Source organism: Streptomyces sp. Ag109_O5-1, from assembly GCF_003814875.1.
Lineage (GTDB): Bacteria > Actinomycetota > Actinomycetes > Streptomycetales > Streptomycetaceae > Streptomyces > Streptomyces sasae.
This window is the reverse complement of record NZ_RKQF01000001.1, coordinates 9,370,785-9,387,002: the sequence shown is the minus strand read 5'-3', so window position 1 is coordinate 9,387,002 and position 16,218 is coordinate 9,370,785. Positions and strand designations below refer to the sequence as shown.

Below are 16,218 nucleotides of genomic sequence, written 5' to 3'. Positions count from 1 at the left end.
TCCGAAAGAGGTTTGAACAAACGAAACCGCTTTCCCGTACCCATGCCTGAACGCTGGCGCCGCGTTTGTAAACCCACCTCTGACCCAAGTGAGGCATCCGTATGTCCAGGGCTCTTCCGAAGTACAACAAGCGTCGCGTCGCGTTCATCGGCGGCGCCGCCGCCGTGGCGCTGTCCGGTGCGGTCATCGCCGGTTCGGCCCTCGCCGGGACGCCGGACAAGAGCAGCGACACCACGAACGCCCGCACCCTCTCCAGCCCCGGCACGATCACCTGCCCGGACGTCGCCTCCAAGCTGCCGGCGATTCCCGCCACCGCGCAGGCCGAGGTCACCCGCAACCTCACGCTGCTCCAGACGCAGATCCAGGAGGCCAACAAGCGGCTGGTCGACACGGTGGGCCAGGGCGGCCCGAACTTCGTGAACAACGCGATCCTCGGCCCCCTGAAGGACAAGCGCATCGCCACCATCAACCGGATCGCGACCGCGATCGGCCGTACGGCCGCCAAGCCGACCGGCCTGGACTCGCTGGCACCGTGCACCCTGAACGCGGGCGGGACCGCCACGAACACGGGCAGCGGTACGGCGGCGGGCTCGACAGCGGCCTCTGCCACGCCGACCACGGCGGCGACCCAGCAGCAGTCGACCGGCAGCACCGGCACGAACACGAACGCCGCCGCGGTGGGCACGATCACCTGCCCCGACGTCGCCTCCAAGCTGCCGGCGATCCCCGCCTCCGCACAGGCCGAGGTCACCCGCAACCTCACGCTGCTCCAGACGCAGATCGACGAGGCCAACAAGCGGCTCCAGACCACGGTCGGCCAGGGCGGCCCGAACTTCGTGCAGAACGCGATCCTCGGCCCGCTGACCGACAAGCGGAAGTCGACGATCGACCGGATCGCCATCGCGATCGGCCGCACGTCGACCAAGCCGACCGGCCTCGACTCCCTGGCCGCCTGCACGCTCACCAAGTGACGTGACAGGCAGCTGTGGCCGCCCCGTGTACAGCGCCGGCCGGGGCGGCCATGGTGGAGCCTGTCCGGATCGCGAAGTCCTGCAGGGCAAATCCTTAGACATGCGAAGTAAGTGCGCCGATAATCCCGAGGTATGGGAAAGACCTACGAGCGCATCGACGGCAGGCTCCGCACGTTCATCGAGGAACAGCCCCTGTTCTTCACCGCCACCGCCCCGCTCGCGGGCGACGGCACGGTCAACCTCTCCCCCAAGGGCCTCAAGGGCTCCTTCGTCGTACTCGACGAACTGACCCTGGCGTACCTGGACTTCGCCGGCTCCAACGCCGAGACCATCGCGCATCTGCGGGAGAACGGCCGTATCACCCTGATGTGGTGCGCGTTCCAGGGCCCGCCGAACATCGTTCGGGTGCACGGGCGTGGCGAGGCGGTCTTCCGCGACGACCCGCGCTTCAAGGAACTCCTCACCCGTTTCCCCGACATCGACCCCGCTCAGCACGGCCTGCGCGCCGTCATCGTCGTACACGCCGAACTCATCCGGGACAGCTGCGGTTACGCGGTCCCCTACATGGCGTACGAGTCCGACCGCGAGCTGCACGGACAGCGCTTCGCACGCGAGGACGACACCTCGCTGAGCGCGTACTTCGAGCGGAAGGACCACATCGCGGTGAGCCTGGACGGCCTACCCGGGCTGCCGTTGCCGCTGCCTCCGTCTAGCGTCTGAGCCATGCTCCCCCGTGTCGTCGTCACCCTTGTCTCCGCGTCCCTGCTGCTGCTCGGTGCGGCTCCGGGGGACGGGGACTCGTCCCCGCTGCCCACTCGGATGGCCGACACGGGCGGCGGCACCCAGCTGATCACCGCGGAGGCGTCCGCGCTGAGCTCGACGTCGGGAACGCTCACCTGGTGGGAGCGCCGGGACGGGGCGTGGGCGAAGGTGGGGTCCGCCGACGCCCGCTTCGGGGCGAAGGGACTGGTCGAGGGGGTCAAGCGGCAGCAGGGTACGAACACGACCCCTACGGGGTTGTACGACCTTCCGTTCGGGTTCGGTCTGCAGGCGGCGCCGGCGGGGACTTCCGTCGAGTACCGGGCGGTGACGGCGAATTCGTGGTGGTGCCAGGACAACGACTCCGCTTCCTACAACCGTTGGGTCGAGCCGTTGCCCAGCGACTGCCGGGCCGCCGAGTCGGAGCGGTTGTCGTCGTACACGACGCAGTACGCGTACGCGCTGGTGATCGGGTTCAACTACCAGCAGCCGGTACGGGGGCGGGGGGCCGGGATCTTTCTGCATGTCAACGGGGCGGGGGCGACGGCCGGGTGTGTGTCGGTGCCGGTGGATGCGATGCGGCGGATTCTGCAGTGGGCGGACCCGAAGACGGCGCCGCACATCGCCGTCGGGACCGCGAGCGGAGATACGGCGATCACTCGGTACTGAGGACAAGGACCTCACCGCGGATCGCCCCTCGGTGTCCGCGGTGGGTGACATCATGTCCCTCTTCGGGGAGGGCACATGGAACGAACGCGCAGGGCGCTGCTGATCGGGGTGGGAAAGGCGCCCGCCACGGGCGGAGTGCTGGAGCCGCTGGACGAGGTGGTCGAGGCCGATCTGCGGCTGATGTCGTCGGTGCTGGACACGGCCGGCTACGAGGTGGAGGTCCTGCGCGACGGGGACCGCGGCCAGATCCAGCGCAAGCTCTACGAGGTGGCCGGAGACGCGACACCCGACAGCACGCTCCTGCTGTACTTCACCGGGCACGGCGTTCGCGTGGGCGGCGCCGACTACCTCGTGCCCTCCGACGCCGAGCCGTCGCCCGAGGGCGAGTGGGAGTGGCCGTACCTGGATTCGCTGCTGCCGGCGAACATCAGCCCGTTGCTGACGAAGTGCCGGGCCGGGACGGTGCTCTGGCTGGTCGACGCCTGCCGTACCGAGCTCGGCGACGGCGAGACGGCCTTCGGCAACGCCATCGACAACGGCCCGCCGAAGAGCGGCTTCGCCGTGCTGACCGCCTGCTCCGAAGGTGAGCGCAGCGGCTACTCGGCCGAGGGCAGTTTCTTCACCCGGGGGCTGGCGGACGCGCTGGGCCCGTTGACGTCGGCGCGGACCGTCGAGGAGGTCTTCGAGCTGGCGCGGAGCCGTACGGCGGCTGCCGCACGTCGGCACCGTCTGTCCCAGACGGCCTGGATCCGCTATGGCACCAACGGCGAGCCTGTGACCCGGGAGACGGAGATCTGCGAGGGACGACCGCTGCTGGAGACCTGGCTGCGGGCGGTCCGCGAGACACCGCTGTGGGGGCGGGTGCGTCCGCAGGACGCGGCCTCGGTGCCCCGGTTCCAGGAACAGTTGGCGGGCTTCGTGGAGCAGTGTGCCCGGACACTGCATCTGGCCCAGGGACGGCTTCCACGCCCCGATCCCTGGACGGACGAGGCGTTCCCTGTCCGGCTGGTCGAGAAACGGCTGCCGCTGGTGCTGCCCGACGCTCGACGGCTGTCCGCCGTAGAGGTGACGTTCCTGGTCGCGGCGCCGTTTCTGTGGGAAGCGGCGTGGGCCGACCGACTGAGCCAGGCCGTCGAGGTCGCCCCCTACCGAGCGGACCGGCAGCCGGTCGCGGAGGCCCACCGCAGGCACTTCGAGCAGGTCTGCGACCAGCATGCCCGCCTCGTGCGCAAGGTGGAACAGTGCCGGTCCCGCGGTCGGGTGGAGGACGAGACCGCGGTCGTCATGTGGCTGGTGCACCGCTGGATCGCCGACCGCTTCGAGACGGACGACGAGCCCGTGCCGGCGAGCCCCGCAGAGGCGTTCGTCGGCGATCTGGGCGTGGCCCCCGACCGGGTGCACGAGGTGGCGGAGCTGCTGTGCACGGCAGCCTCGGCCGTCGGTCTCGACGAAGTGCTCGACGGTGTCGTGGCGTCCGGCCGGGTGACGGGCAAGGTGGTGCTGCCCGACGGACCCCAGCCGCTGCGGATACGCCCGCTGACCGCGCTGCTGCGACTGGCGGCCGTGCTGTCCGTCGACGTACGGACGTTCCCCGAGATCGTGTCCGAGCACCTGGCCGTGACGGATCCGGTCCTGCCCGAACACGTGACGGCCGTCGCACACGGGCTGAGCTGGGAACGGGACGACTCGGCGCTCGATCTTGACGCGCCCTGTCCGCATCAGGCGGTGCACGCCGCCCTCGCGGAGATCACCGAGGACGCGGACCAGCTCGTCGCGCAGATCCGCGACCGTGCCGCCGAGTTGCCGGGCGTGGAGGCGGATCTGCTGGCGGACGTGCCGAAGCGGGTGACCGCTCGTGCGCTGCGGCCGGCGCGGACCGGCGGCGGCCACGAGCCGTACGAGGTGCCGTTGCTGCGGTTCCATCTCGCCCAGTCGGAGGTGCGGGACCTGCTGATGGGCGAGCAGTTGTACGGCGGCGACCCCACCCTCGCGCTGCGCGAGCTGTACCAGAACGCCATGGACGCATGCCGGTACCGGGCCATGCGGTGGCGGTACCTCACCGGCAGCGGCGCTCATCCTGCTCCCTGGAACGGACACATCAGCTTCACCCAGGGCGAGGACGAGCGGGGGCGGTACGTCGAGTGCCGGGACAACGGAGTGGGTATGAGCGAGGAACTGCTCACGCACACCTTCACCCGGGCCGGCAGCCGCTTCGAGCGGTCCAAGGCGTTCCGCCGCGAGCAGTCACGCTGGCTGCGGCACGATCGCGCCCTTCGGCTCTACCCCAACAGCCGTTTCGGCATCGGGGTGTTCAGCTACTTCATGCTCGCCGACGAGATGACGATCGTGACCCGTCAGGTCAGCCCCGAGGGCATCCCCGCCGAGCACGCCCTGCGGGTCGACATCCCGAGCAGCGGAAGCCTGTTCCGCATCCGCCGCCACACCGGACCGGACGACGGGCTGGCTGAGGGAGGCACCAGAGTACGGCTTTATCTGCGGGAGGGGGCGGCCACTGAGGGTTTGTCCTGCACCAGGGTCCTGAGGGAACTGGTACGGGTGAGCGAGTTCGGAGTGGAGACCCTGGACGAGGAGGGGATGGGGCATCGCTGGGAGCCGGGAGAGCTGCAGCATCCGACCGGGAACGACACCGAAACGTACCTGCCGGCGACACCGGGAACCTTGTGGTGGGCGGACGGCGAAGGTGCCGTTCTGTGCGACGGGGTGGTGACTGACCAAAAGCCATTCGGTTATGTGTTGAACCTCACCGGCCCGCACGCGGGGAAGCTCAGTGTCAGCCGCACGGAACTCCAGGACCTCGACCAGGAGTGGGCGGAGGAACAGTGGCGGCAGGGCGCCGACGAGTTGTCCCGGTGGCCGCGGTTCACCGTGAAGTGGATCGCGAATCTGGAGGAGCAAAGCCTGCGCGTGGCTCAGGTGCTGGACGAGGCCTGGCGAGGGAAGGGAGTCGTGGTCGCATCGGGGGACAGCAAGCCTCTGCCGCTGGACGAGGTGGGCTGGTTCTACGTTGACAGGCGCCCGACGTCCCACACCGACCTGTCCCGCGTCCGGCCGTGGCGCAGCGTCGTTGGCAAAGACACGCGGATGCGCCATGAGTCCGGATACCCGCGCAGTCTGGCCGGACATCCCGTGCCGTCACCAGGCGACGCGGGTGTGGCGCTCAAAAAGTTCGATTCCTGGCACGATGTCGTCATCTATTCGGCAGAGCACGGGATGCCTCTCGATGAACTGCTGTACCGCTTGCGGAGACTGCGCATTGTGGATCCCAGCTTCTCGCCGCTGCCCGTCAGCGGAAGGGACTCGCTCGCCTGGGTCCCCTCCGCTCCGGACGCGGCACTGGCCTCGGCTCTGAAGGGCACGTCAGACCACTCTCGTCCGACGCCCGGGCGAACCGCCAGAACGGGGAGCCGAATCGACGACCTCAGGGGACTGGTACTGGCCTCAGCGGAGCTCGGTCTTCCGCTGGGAGAACTGACGGAGTCACTGGCCCGCCTGGCCCCGATTCATGCTCTGTCGGTGCCCTCACCGCCGCCGCACCACGTTCAGCACATCTGTACCGAGGCCGAGATCGCCTGTCTGTTCGCGGAAAACGGATACCCAAAGCTGCGGCAAGTGGCAGGTCCTCTCGACCTTCACGCGCGTTCCCATCGCAGCGGAAAGACGATGTCCGATGTGCTGACCTGTCTGTCGAAGTTCAACTGGCTGGGCTGGAAGGCTCCTTCACCCTCCGAAATGGCCCCGTGGCTGGAACTGGACCACACAGACAGCCACATCGTGAACCGCTGTGCCCACGGAACGCGCAACGGACGCTTCCGTCTGGACTGGGCCGCGACGATCCTGGTCGCGGCAGAGTGCGAGATCTCTCTCGCCGAAGCGGAACAACGCATGGCCAAGGTCGCCGCGGCACTCGGGCTGGATCACGAACCGCGGTATGCCGACAGAGTTTCGGAGGTCGCAGTCACACCGTCCTCCAAGGCCATCGAGTTCATCGAATACCTCACGGATGAGATCGGGTTGGGGCTTGAAGACGGCCTCGATCTGAGGGACCTCTACTTCTCCACCTTGGAAGGAGAGGACTTCGTCACAGAAGAGCTGATGGAAGATCTGCTTGCCATCGGGGTCTCCGTACCTCGCGGCCACCGCGTCAGCACGTCATGGGACACAATGGATTTGCGTAGTCGCTACGTGTTTTCGGGTCACGACGCAGCAATCACAGACTACGATGCTCCCGCCGCACGCCTCACTTCGACAGTGTTGGTCAATGCCGCGATCCTCCTACAGGAGTCGCTGAGAGAGGTGTGGAACGTCGCCGGTCAGCACGCCGTCCATCTGGAAGTGGAGATACCACCGCTTCCAACGGAATTGGCCGACACTCGTCCGTCCTTCGCGCTCTGCGAGGCACTCGGCGCGTTCAACTCGCACGAGAGGGACGTGGACGTACCCGAGTGGAGAACGCTGACGCCCGTGGCACTGGCGCGCTATGCCCGAAGGAGCGCACGCCATCCTGCCGTTGTCTACGCCCAGTTGAGCGAATTCCGAGCCCTTGGCGCACTCGTCCCGCAGCTGACGCGGGAAGAGCTTGCTGCACTTCCCGACCAGGTCCCGGACGAATGGGATCTCGTGGCCCTCTCCCCCGACCAACGGCTCTCCGCCCCCGATTCCGCCTACACACCCTTGGACCTGGTCAGCATTGCCGCCCGCCTCGGCGAACCCGTTTCCGAAACGGCGCACCGGATCAGGCCGTACCTCTCCCTGCTCCCCGAACAGACAGAGCTTCCTGCACCGCCGCGCACCGACGGTGTGCCCTGCTGGCAAGACCTCACTCTGCTCGCCCGGCACCTCGACGGCAGGCTTCCCGCGATCGAGGGGACCGTGTCGCAACGCCACATCGCGTTGGCCGCAGAGGCGACCCGTGAGGACGAGGAGTGGATCCGGGGCCGACTGCACCTGTACGCCGAGATGTTCGGCCTGACCGTTCCCGATCCCGAGGTCGAGGACCAGAGTGAGAGCGAGTGCGGCGCAGATGAGTGAACCCCCGGTCCCCAGCCATGACTTCGACCTGGCCTATGCGGAGGAGGACATGGGCCGGTCAGCCACCGTCTTCACCCACACCGGGTCCGCGGACCAGCAAGGGGTCGTCGTCGAGGGCAGGTGTCCTCGGTGTCACGGGCGGACGTCCACCGAGTACCGGCATGGTGCGCCCGGTACCGGGACCAAGGGGCTGCGGTCCTGGCTCAGTGGGAAGCAGCCCGAGCCGGATCCGGCCGAGGAAGCCGGACAGTTGCTCCAGGAGACCCATTTCTGCGAGTGCGGGCATCCGCATCCGAACCTTCCGCAGGACGCCCCCTTCACCGGCTGCGGAGCCAGTTGGCACATCGACGTGCTGAACCCGGGTGGGGCCGGATGAGCGCACAGTCCGAGCGGCGCTGGGCCCAACTGGCACGCGAGATGGAGTTCTCCGAGCTCAGCGAACTCCGGGAGCAGGCGGAGGGCTGGCGCAACGGGCTGACCGGGCTCACCGCGCTGCTCGCGGTCCTGGTGACGCTCAAGGGGCGTGACGATCTGTCCCAGCTCCCGTCCGCCGCGCGCAACACCGCCGCGGCACTGCTCGGTACGGCGTTCCTGTGCCTGACCGTCGGCTCGGTGCTGGCACTGCGGGCCGCTCATGGCCGACCGGGCAGTCGGGTGCTGCTCACCGGACAGGTGCTGCGCCGGTGGACCGAGCAGGAGACCATTCGGGTCACCGGGGCACTGCGGCAGGCCTCGGTGTGCTGTGTGGCGGGGATCGTTCTGGTGTGCGGCGCGGTCGCCGTCGCCTGGACGACCACGGAGTCGCCGTCCGGCCATCTCGTGCGGGTGGTGACGACGACGGGTGAGCGGTGCGGGGAGTTCCTGGGCGCGGGCTCGGGCGGGCTGGTGCTGCGGACGGAGGACGGCAGGCGCTCGGTGCTGTCCGAGCGGGCCGTGGTGTCCGTCGTGCCGGTCGACGCGTGCGGGAGCGGCGCTGCGCCGTAGCGGCGTGCGGAGCTGCGGACCGGTGCAGCCCCGCGCGCATCCGCCGCGTCACCCGAGCGGAAGCCGGACCGTGAACGTCGTCGATCCCGGAGCGCTTTGCAGGCCCACCGTCCCGCCGTGCGCCTCCACCACCGCCGCCACGATCGACAGGCCCAGGCCCGCTCCTGCGCCCGTCGCGTCCTGGCGGCGGCGGTGTTCCGCTCTGGTGAAGCGTTCGAAGACGCCGGGCTGGATGTCTGTCGGGATGCCGGGGCCGTCGTCGTGGACCCGCAGGACCGCCGTGCCGGCCTCCGCCTCCAGCAGCACCGTCACCTTGGTGCCGGCGGGGGTGTGCAGACGTGCGTTGGCCAGGAGGTTGGCCAGCACCTGCTGGAGGCGGTGGGAGTCGCCCGGCACCGTCACCGGGTCCTCGGGGAGGTCCAGGGTCCAGCGGTGTTCCGGGCCCGCGGCGCGGGCGTCCGTGACCGAGTCCAGGATGAGGTGGGTGAGGTCCACCGGACGGCGCTCCAGGGGGCGGCCCGCGTCCAGGCGGGCCAGGAGGAGGAGGTCGTCGACCATCTCGCCCATCCGGGAGGATTCCGCGGCGATGCGTTCCAGGGCGCGGGTGACCTCGGGGGGTACCGGGCCGGGGTGGAGCAGCGCCAGTTCCGCGTGGCCGCGGACCGAGGCGACCGGGGTGCGCAGCTCATGGCTGGCGTCGGCCGCGAAGGTGCGCAGGCGTTCCTCGCTGGCCTGGCGTTTGGTGAGGGCGTCCTCGACATGGCCCAGCATGCGGTTGAAGGCGGCGGCCACCCGGCCGACCTCGCCATGGGGGTCGGCTTCGGGAGCGCGGGGCGGCAGGGCCACCTCGCCGCTGGCGAGCGGGAGCTCGCTGACCCTGGCCGCCGTGGCCGCGACCCGGCTCAGGGGGCGCAGGGACCAGCGGACCCAGAAGGCGCCGGCCACCCCGGCCACGGCCAGGGCGAGGCCGAAGACCGCGGCGGAGACCAGTTCCAGGCGGTGCACGGTGGCCCGTACCGGCTCCAGGGGCAGTCCGGTGATCAGAACGTCACCGTCGAGGCCGGTCCAGGCCATCAGCCGGTACTCGCCGATCGACTTCAGGTGGACGGTGTGCGCCCTGCCGTCCGCCGGGACCTCGGCCAGGACCGTGCGGTCGTGTGCGGTGAGGCCGACGGTCAGGTCCGGGTCGTCGTCGGCGGGGATCAGGGCCGCGTTGGTGATCCGGCCGTTCAGAAGGCGCGCGCCGAAGGTGCCGGAGGCCTGGCGGCGGGTGTCGCCGTGCTCGTCGCCGTCCCGGTCGCTGGGCCTGTACTTCCCGTGTTCGAGGGACTGCGGGAAGCTCGGCCCGCTCTGCTGGAGCTGCTGGTCGACGCGGCCGGTGAGAAAGCCGTTCAGCTCGACCACCGCCGCGACGCCCACGGCCGCGCAGCTCACCGCCAGCAGCACCACCAGACCCGCGGTGAGGCGGGCGCGGAGGGTGCGGGGGCGGGGCAGGCGCCGTAGCCGCAGCCATAGCCGTCGTAGGAGATTCACCTGGCCACCGGCTTGAGGACGTAGCCCGCGCCGCGCACCGTGTGGATCATGGGCTCGCGGCCCGCGTCCACCTTCTTGCGCAGGTAGGAGATGTACAGCTCCACGACATGGGCGCGGCCGCCGAAGTCATAGGACCAGACGCGGTCGAGGATCTGTGCCTTGCTGAGGACGCGGCGGGGGTTGCGCATCAGGAAGCGGAGGAGTTCGAACTCGGTCGGGGAGAGCTCGATCAGCTCGCCGGCCCGGGTGACCTCGCGGGCCTCCTCGTCCATGGTGAGATCGCCGACCGTGAGCCGGGGGCCGTCCTCCTGCTGGCGGGCCATGCCCGCGCGGCGCAGCAGTCCGCGCAGCCGGGCGACGACCTCCTCCAGGCTGAAGGGCTTGGTGACGTAGTCGTCGCCGCCCGCGGTGATACCGGCGATCCGGTCCTCCACGGCGTCCCGGGCGGTGAGGAAGAGCACACAGACGTCCGGCTTGACCTGGTGGAGAGAGCGGAGGACGGCGAAGCCGTCGGTGTCGGGAAGCATCACGTCGAGGATCACCGCGTCCGGCAGCAGCTCACGGGCCACGGTCAGCGCGGCCGCGCCGTCGCCGGCCGCGCGGACCTCCCAGCCCTCGTAGCGCAGGGCACCGGTGAGTACCTCCGCGAGGTCGGGGTCGTCGTCGACGACCAGGACGCGGAGCGGGGTGCCGTCGGGTCTGGTGAGGGCGGGGCGGCCGGAGCGGGTCGTGTTCATCGCGTCTACCAGCATCGCTCCTCCGGGCGAGGAGGGGGGACCCGCGGCCCTCTGAGTTTGCTCTGAGTCGGCTGAGCCGGACCCCGCTCAGAGGCCGCTCAGAAGTTCGCCCTGCACAGTGGGCGCCCTGACCGGAGAAAGGACGCGACTCATGACGACCGTGGACGAACGGCGTACGGCTCCGGCCGCGCCCGCCGTGGCCACGCGCCGCTCCCCCGCGGGCGCCGTGCTCGCGCTGCTGTGGGCCGGGGCGGCGGCCGTGCTCGCGCTGTGGTGGTCCGACACCGGCTCGGTCGTCGGTGCGGCGGGCTGGCTGACCGGGGCCGGGCGGATGGCCGGGCTGCTGTGCGGGTACTCCTGTGCGGTGCTGGTCGGCCTGATGGCCCGGGTGCCACTGCTGGAGGTCCGGGTCGGCTCCGACCGGGTGGCGCGGTGGCACGCCATGGCCGGGCGGTACACGGTCTGCCTGCTGGTCGCCCATGTCGCACTGATCCTCACCGGGTACGCGGCCCAGGACCACGCCTCGCTCGTCCACGAGACGCTCGACGTCGTCTTCAACTACCCGGACATGCTCAAGGCGACCGCCGGCACGGTGATCCTCTTCGCGGTCGGCATCACCTCGGCGCGGGCGGTGCGCCGTCGGACCAGCTACGAGTTCTGGTACTACGTCCACCTGCTGACCTACGCGGCCGTCTTCCTCGCCTTCGGCCACCAGCTGTCGCTGGGCAACGACCTCAACGGCAAGCCGGTCGCCACCGCCTTCTGGTACGCGCTGTACCTGGGGGTCGCCGCCCTGGTCCTGTGGTTCCGGGTGCTGGCGCCGGTGCGGCTCAACCTCCGGCACCGGCTGCGCGTGGACTCCGTGCAGCAGGAGGCGCCGGGCGTGTTCTCGGTCGTGGTGCGGGGGCGGCGGATCGGCGAACTCGGCGCGCAGGCAGGGCAGTTCTTCCGCTGGCGGTTCTTCGGCGGTGACGGCATGGGCTGGACGTCGACGCCGTACTCCCTGTCGGCGCCGCCGCGCGGCGACCTGCTGCGGATCACGGTCAAGGCGCTCGGCGACCACAGCGCGGCCGTCCCGCTGCTGCGCCCCGGCACCCGGGTGTGGGCGGAGGGGCCGTACGGCGGGCTCACCGCCGACCGGGCCACCAGCCACCGCTCCCTGCTGATCGCGGCCGGTGTCGGCGTCACCCCGCTGCGGGCGCTGTTCGAGACGCTGCCCGGTGAGGTCACGCTGCTGTACCGGGCGCGGACCGCCGAGGACCTGGCGCTGGGCGCCGAACTGGAGGCGATCGCGCGGTGGCGCGGGGCCCAGGTGCTGTACGCCCTCAACGGGCCCCGGGGTGAACGCCCGGACATCTCGGCCGAGGCGCTGCGCGCGACCTTCCCGGGCCTCGCCGGCCACGACGTCTACATCTGCGGCCCCCATGGCTTCGCCCAGGAGCTGTACGGCGCGCTGCGGGCCGCCGGGGTGCCGGACCGCCGTATCCACCACGAGTCCTTCGAGCTGTGAGGCCGCTGCCGTGCACGCACTGAACAAGAACCGTCCCCTGCGCCGCGTGATGCTGGCGAGTGCCGCCACCGTCTCCGGGATCGTGATGCTGCTGGCGCTGAAGCCGCACACCAGCCCGACCGTGGTCACGGGCTCGGTGGCCCCGGCGCCGTCGAGCAGCGCGAGCGCCGCACCGGGCGCGACCGGCGGCACCGGCAGTGGCAGCAGCGACTCCGGAAAGTCGGGCAAGTCCGGCAAGTCCGGGAGCAGCACCGGCACCAAGACCGTCACCGGGGACACCGTCCAGACCCGCTGGGGTCCCGTCCAGGTGCGGGTGACCATCAAGAACGGCAAGATCACGGACGTGACGGCCGTCCAGTACCCGCAGGACAACCCCCGGGACCAGCAGATCAACAGCTACGCCCTCCCGCAGCTGCGCAGCGAGGCGCTGGCAGCGCAGAGCGCGAAGATCGACACCGTCTCCGGGGCCACCTACACCAGCGGTGGTTACCAGCAGTCACTCCAATCGGCACTGGACTCCACCGGACTCTGAACAATCGGGCCGTACGGCACGTACCTGTGGGCCAAGGGTCAAGTCCCTACGGAGGAACCGTGACCACCACGCTCGCAGGCGGACGTGCCGCCCGCCGCCAGACGATGCGCCGCATCCGCCCGCGCCGCTCCCCGGCCGTACCGCTGCTGCTCGCCGTGTGGGCGGGCGCGGCGGCCGTGCTCTGGCTGTGGTGGCACAACACGCCGTCCATCGCCGACACCAACGGCAAGATACTCAACGCCGGCCGTATCACGGGCCTGTTGGCCGGATATCTGATGGCACTGGTCGTGCTGCAGATGGCCCGGGTGCCCGCGCTGGAGCGCCGGGTCGGCTCCGACCGCGTCGCCCGCTGGCACGCGATGAGCGGCCGCTACACCCTCTGCCTGGTCTTCGCGCACGTCTTCCTCATCATGTGGGGCTACGCGCTGCAGGCCGGCAAGACGCTGAACGACATCGTCCAGCAGACCATCGACTCCGTGAACCAGCTGCCGGACATGGGCAAGGCCGCCATCGGTACAGGCCTGTTCGTGGTCATCGGCCTGACGTCCGTCGGGGTGGTCCGGCGCAGGCTGCCGTACGACACCTGGTACCACGTGCACCTGCTGACGTACGCGGCGGTGTTCCTGACCTTCTGGCATCAGATCACCACCGGCAACGACTTCGCGCTCACCCCGATCGCCAAGACCTTCTGGTACGGGCTGTACGGCATCGTCACCGCGCTGGTGATCTGGTACCGGATCCTCACCCCGATCCGGCTCAACCTGCGGCACCGGATGCGGGTCGAGGCGGTCATCGAGGAGACGCCGGGCATCGTGTCGGTGCTGATCGGCGGGCGCAAGCTGCACCGGATGGGCGCGGAGGCCGGCCAGTTCTTCCGCTGGCGGTTCCTGGCTCCCGGGATGCGGTTCAGCTCGCACCCGTACTCCCTGTCGGCGGCTCCGCGCCCCGACATGCTGCGGATCACCGTCAAGGCGATCGGCGACCACAGCGCCCGGCTGCGCGAGCTGCGGCCCGGGACCAGGGTGTGGGCCGAGGGGCCGTACGGGGCGATGACCGCCTCCCGGCGCAGCCGCGGCAAGGTGCTGCTGGTGGCGGGCGGTGTCGGGATCACGCCCATGCGGGCGCTGTTCGAGACGCTGCCCGGCGCGGCCGGCGACCTGACCCTGCTCTACCGGGCCAACACCACACAGGACCTGGCGCTCTGGGACGAACTCGCGAAGATCGCCAACGAGCGCGGGGCCCGGCTGATGTACGCGGTCAACAGCCCGGACGGCGAACGTCCCGACATCTCCGCGGAGAACCTCCAGCGGAAGATCCCGGACATCGACAACCACGACGTCTTCATGTGCGGCCCGCCCGGGTTCGCGCAGGGAGTGTACGAAGCACTGCGCGGCGCGGGGGTTCCCGCCCGCCGCATCCATCACGAGTCGTTCGAGATGTGAGCGACGGGAATTCAGGGAATCCAGGGGAATCGGGAGTTCTGGAACGATGAGGAAGAGTCACCCCCTCAGGCGTGTGGTGCTGGCCACCGCGGGAACCGTGTCCGCCGTCGTGCTGCTGCTGTCGCTGAAGCCGTCGTCGGACCCGACGTCCGCGTCGGCGGCGGGTACGGCCCCGTCGGCGGCCGCGGCCGGGCAGGAGTCGCCGCAGGGCGGCACCGGGGCCGCCGGGGCCACGACGGTGACCGGTGACGCGACCCAGACGCAGTACGGGGTCGTGCAGGTCCGGCTGACCGTGGCCAACGGCAAGATCACCCAGGCCGAGGCGATCCAGGCGCCCAAGGGCGGCACCAGCGACCAGAAGACCGCGCTGTCGGTGCCGCAGCTCAACAAGGAGACTGTGGCGGCGCAGAGCGCGAACATCGACTCGGTCTCCGGGGCGACGTACACCAGCACCGGCTACAAGCAGTCGCTGCAGTCGGCGCTGGACAAGATGAAGCAAGCGGCGGCTTCCTCGTCGGGTTCGTCTTCGTCGGGGTCGTCTTCCTCGGGTTCGCCCTCCGGGTCCTCCGGGTCTTCCGGGGCCGCGCAGGCCAAGACGGTCACCGGGCAGGTCGCACAGACCCAGTACGGGGCCGTCCAGGTCCGGATCACGGTCTCGGGCGGGAAGATCACCAAGGCGGAGGCCGTACAGGCGCCCAAGGGCGGACTCAGCGACCAGAAGACGGCACTGGCCGTGCCGAAGCTCAACCAGGAGGCGGTGGCGGCGGGCAACGCCAACATCGACTCCGTCTCCGGAGCCACCTACACCAGCACCGGCTACAAGCAGTCACTGCAGTCGGCGTTGGACCAGGCCGGTGGCTGACGCGGTGGCGGAGTCCGCGAAGGCTCCCGCCGCGGTACGTCATGCGGAGGAGGTCATGGGGACCGTCTTCTCCTTCGACGTCCGCGGCGGGGATCCGGCTGCGGTACGGGCGGCCCTCGAAGAGGCGGTCGCCGGGCTGCACCGGGTCGACGAGGTGTTCAGCACCTACCGCGAGGACAGCCAGGTGTCCCGGCTGGCGCGGGAGGAGATCGGCGTCGACGCGTGCGATGCCGAGGTCGCCGAGGTGCTGGAACTGGCGGCCGAGGCCGAGCGGGTGAGCGACGGCTGGTTCAGCACGCGCTACCGGGGGCGGCTCGACCCCACCGGGATCGTCAAGGGCTGGTCGGCCGAACGGGCGGCGCGGGCGCTGACGCGGGTGACCGGGGTGAGCGGTGTGAGCGTGAACGGCGGCGGCGACGTCCAGATGTTCGGCGCGCCGGAGCCGGCGCGGGCCTGGCGGGTGGGGATCGCCGATCCGCTGCGGCCGGGCGGACTGGCGGCGGTGATCTCGGCGGCCGGGGTGGCGGAGCTGGCGGTCGCCACCTCCGGTACGGCGGAGCGGGGCGCGCACATCGTCGATCCGCGGACGGGCAAGTCGGCGGTGACGGACCTGGTGGCGGTGACGGTGGTGGGTCCGCGGCTGACGTGGGTGGACTGCTGGGCCACCGCGGCGTTCGCGATGGGCTCGCGGGCGGGGCTGGCCTTCCTGGAGTCGCTGCCGGATGTGGAAGGGCTGCTGATCACCGCCGGTGACGAGGTGCGGTGCACCGGGGGGCTTGCGGCGCGTCTGGGCTAGCGCCCCCGAATGCGGCTGCGGCTACGGCTGCGACCACGGCTGCCGCATGCCCGTTTTTTACATATTCGTTCCATAAAACGCCATCCAAGTTCCCTCCTCCCCCGTATCCCCTGTGAAGCAAGTTTCAGGAGGAACAACATGGCCATCTTCAGCAACCTGATGCCAGCACTGCACCGAGACCACGACCACGGTTCGTCCGGCCACGGCGACGACCGGTTCGGGGACCGTCATGGCGACCGGCACGGCCACGACCACGACGACTTCGACGGCGACCGGCACGGCCACGACCACGGCGACCGGCACGGCCACAACGGCTACTGACCGCAGAGGGAAGGGTGAGCGGACCGGCGACCGGGGCAGCCGGTCCGCGCCTC

Annotated in this window: 14 protein-coding genes; 12 read left to right on the top strand and 2 right to left on the bottom strand. The window is 70.3% G+C overall.

Features of this window, described 5'->3' with window-relative positions:
* Window positions 1–101 precede the first annotated feature (101 nt).
* The 6 genes from EDD90_RS42750 (at window position 102) to EDD90_RS42725 (ending at window position 8,432) form a co-directional block, all read left to right on the top strand.
* On the top strand, window positions 102–971 hold the full coding sequence (locus tag EDD90_RS42750; protein WP_123978446.1) for a hypothetical protein: 870 nt from the start codon (window positions 102–104) through the stop codon (window positions 969–971).
* 132 nt (window positions 972–1,103) lie between these two features.
* Window positions 1,104–1,691: a pyridoxamine 5'-phosphate oxidase family protein gene (locus EDD90_RS42745; protein ID WP_123978445.1), complete on the top strand. Its 588-nt coding sequence runs from the start codon at window positions 1,104–1,106 to the stop codon at window positions 1,689–1,691.
* 3 nt (window positions 1,692–1,694) lie between these two features.
* Window positions 1,695–2,399 (top strand): L,D-transpeptidase, encoded by a 705-nt coding sequence (locus EDD90_RS42740; protein ID WP_123978444.1) that lies wholly within the window; start codon window positions 1,695–1,697, stop codon window positions 2,397–2,399.
* Between the two features lie 75 nt (window positions 2,400–2,474).
* Entirely contained in the window at window positions 2,475–7,448 is a 4,974-nt protein-coding gene (locus EDD90_RS42735; protein WP_123978443.1) for a caspase family protein, read from the top strand.
* The gene (locus EDD90_RS42730; protein ID WP_123978442.1) at window positions 7,441–7,824 is read left to right on the top strand and encodes a hypothetical protein; all 384 of its coding nucleotides are present in this window, start codon (window positions 7,441–7,443) and stop codon (window positions 7,822–7,824) included. The genes EDD90_RS42735 and EDD90_RS42730 overlap by 8 nt, the downstream gene beginning before the upstream one ends.
* Window positions 7,821–8,432 carry a hypothetical protein gene (locus tag EDD90_RS42725; protein WP_123978441.1) on the top strand — a complete coding sequence of 204 codons (612 nt, stop codon included), beginning with the start codon at window positions 7,821–7,823 and terminating at the stop codon, window positions 8,430–8,432. Before EDD90_RS42730 ends, EDD90_RS42725 begins: the two co-directional genes overlap by 4 nt.
* Window positions 8,433–8,480: 48 nt before the next feature.
* Here the strand turns inward: EDD90_RS42725 and EDD90_RS42720 are convergent, their stop codons facing one another.
* Both EDD90_RS42720 and EDD90_RS42715 read right to left on the bottom strand, forming a co-directional pair.
* Entirely contained in the window at window positions 8,481–9,965 is a 1,485-nt protein-coding gene (locus EDD90_RS42720) for a cell wall metabolism sensor histidine kinase WalK (protein ID WP_260328478.1), read from the bottom strand.
* Window positions 9,962–10,702 carry a response regulator transcription factor gene (locus tag EDD90_RS42715; RefSeq protein WP_123982235.1) on the bottom strand — a complete coding sequence of 247 codons (741 nt, stop codon included), beginning with the start codon at window positions 10,700–10,702 and terminating at the stop codon, window positions 9,962–9,964. The genes EDD90_RS42720 and EDD90_RS42715 overlap by 4 nt, the downstream gene beginning before the upstream one ends.
* Before the next feature lie 151 nt (window positions 10,703–10,853).
* Between EDD90_RS42715 and EDD90_RS42710 the strand changes: the two genes are divergently transcribed.
* The 6 genes from EDD90_RS42710 (at window position 10,854) to EDD90_RS55925 (ending at window position 16,165) form a co-directional block, all read left to right on the top strand.
* Window positions 10,854–12,212 (top strand): ferric reductase-like transmembrane domain-containing protein, encoded by a 1,359-nt coding sequence (locus EDD90_RS42710; protein WP_123978440.1) that lies wholly within the window; start codon window positions 10,854–10,856, stop codon window positions 12,210–12,212.
* Between the two features lie 10 nt (window positions 12,213–12,222).
* Complete coding sequence (locus EDD90_RS42705) at window positions 12,223–12,744, top strand: FMN-binding protein (RefSeq protein WP_123978439.1); 522 nt, start codon at window positions 12,223–12,225, stop codon at window positions 12,742–12,744.
* A gap of 59 nt (window positions 12,745–12,803) precedes the next feature.
* A complete protein-coding gene (locus tag EDD90_RS42700; protein ID WP_185149421.1) occupies window positions 12,804–14,186 on the top strand; it encodes a ferric reductase-like transmembrane domain-containing protein in 1,383 nt (460 codons plus the stop codon).
* Between the two features lie 46 nt (window positions 14,187–14,232).
* Window positions 14,233–15,048, top strand: a complete 816-nt coding sequence (locus tag EDD90_RS42695) for an FMN-binding protein (protein WP_123978438.1) — start codon at window positions 14,233–14,235, stop codon at window positions 15,046–15,048.
* Between the two features lie 55 nt (window positions 15,049–15,103).
* Window positions 15,104–15,844 carry an FAD:protein FMN transferase gene (locus tag EDD90_RS42690; RefSeq protein ID WP_260328798.1) on the top strand — a complete coding sequence of 247 codons (741 nt, stop codon included), beginning with the start codon at window positions 15,104–15,106 and terminating at the stop codon, window positions 15,842–15,844.
* A gap of 138 nt (window positions 15,845–15,982) precedes the next feature.
* The gene (locus EDD90_RS55925; protein WP_185149420.1) at window positions 15,983–16,165 is read left to right on the top strand and encodes a hypothetical protein; all 183 of its coding nucleotides are present in this window, start codon (window positions 15,983–15,985) and stop codon (window positions 16,163–16,165) included.
* Window positions 16,166–16,218 lie beyond the last annotated feature (53 nt).

Excerpts from the sequence above, each read along its gene's own strand:
- EDD90_RS42710 (WP_123978440.1), top strand. The coding sequence starts at position 10,854 with ATGACGACCGTGGACGAACGGCGTACGGCTCCGGCCGCGCCCGCCGTG.
- EDD90_RS42750 (WP_123978446.1), top strand. The coding sequence starts at position 102 with ATGTCCAGGGCTCTTCCGAAGTACAACAAGCGTCGCGTCGCGTTCATC.
- EDD90_RS42725 (WP_123978441.1), top strand. The coding sequence starts at position 7,821 with ATGAGCGCACAGTCCGAGCGGCGCTGGGCCCAACTGGCACGCGAGATG.
- EDD90_RS42735 (WP_123978443.1), top strand. The coding sequence starts at position 2,475 with ATGGAACGAACGCGCAGGGCGCTGCTGATCGGGGTGGGAAAGGCGCCC.
- EDD90_RS42730 (WP_123978442.1), top strand. The coding sequence starts at position 7,441 with ATGAGTGAACCCCCGGTCCCCAGCCATGACTTCGACCTGGCCTATGCG.
- EDD90_RS42745 (WP_123978445.1), top strand. The coding sequence starts at position 1,104 with ATGGGAAAGACCTACGAGCGCATCGACGGCAGGCTCCGCACGTTCATC.
- EDD90_RS42690 (WP_260328798.1), top strand. The coding sequence starts at position 15,104 with ATGGGGACCGTCTTCTCCTTCGACGTCCGCGGCGGGGATCCGGCTGCG.
- EDD90_RS55925 (WP_185149420.1), top strand. The coding sequence starts at position 15,983 with ATGGCCATCTTCAGCAACCTGATGCCAGCACTGCACCGAGACCACGAC.
- EDD90_RS42695 (WP_123978438.1), top strand. The coding sequence starts at position 14,233 with ATGAGGAAGAGTCACCCCCTCAGGCGTGTGGTGCTGGCCACCGCGGGA.
- EDD90_RS42740 (WP_123978444.1), top strand. The coding sequence starts at position 1,695 with ATGCTCCCCCGTGTCGTCGTCACCCTTGTCTCCGCGTCCCTGCTGCTG.
- EDD90_RS42715 (WP_123982235.1), bottom strand. The coding sequence starts at position 10,702 with ATGAACACGACCCGCTCCGGCCGCCCCGCCCTCACCAGACCCGACGGC.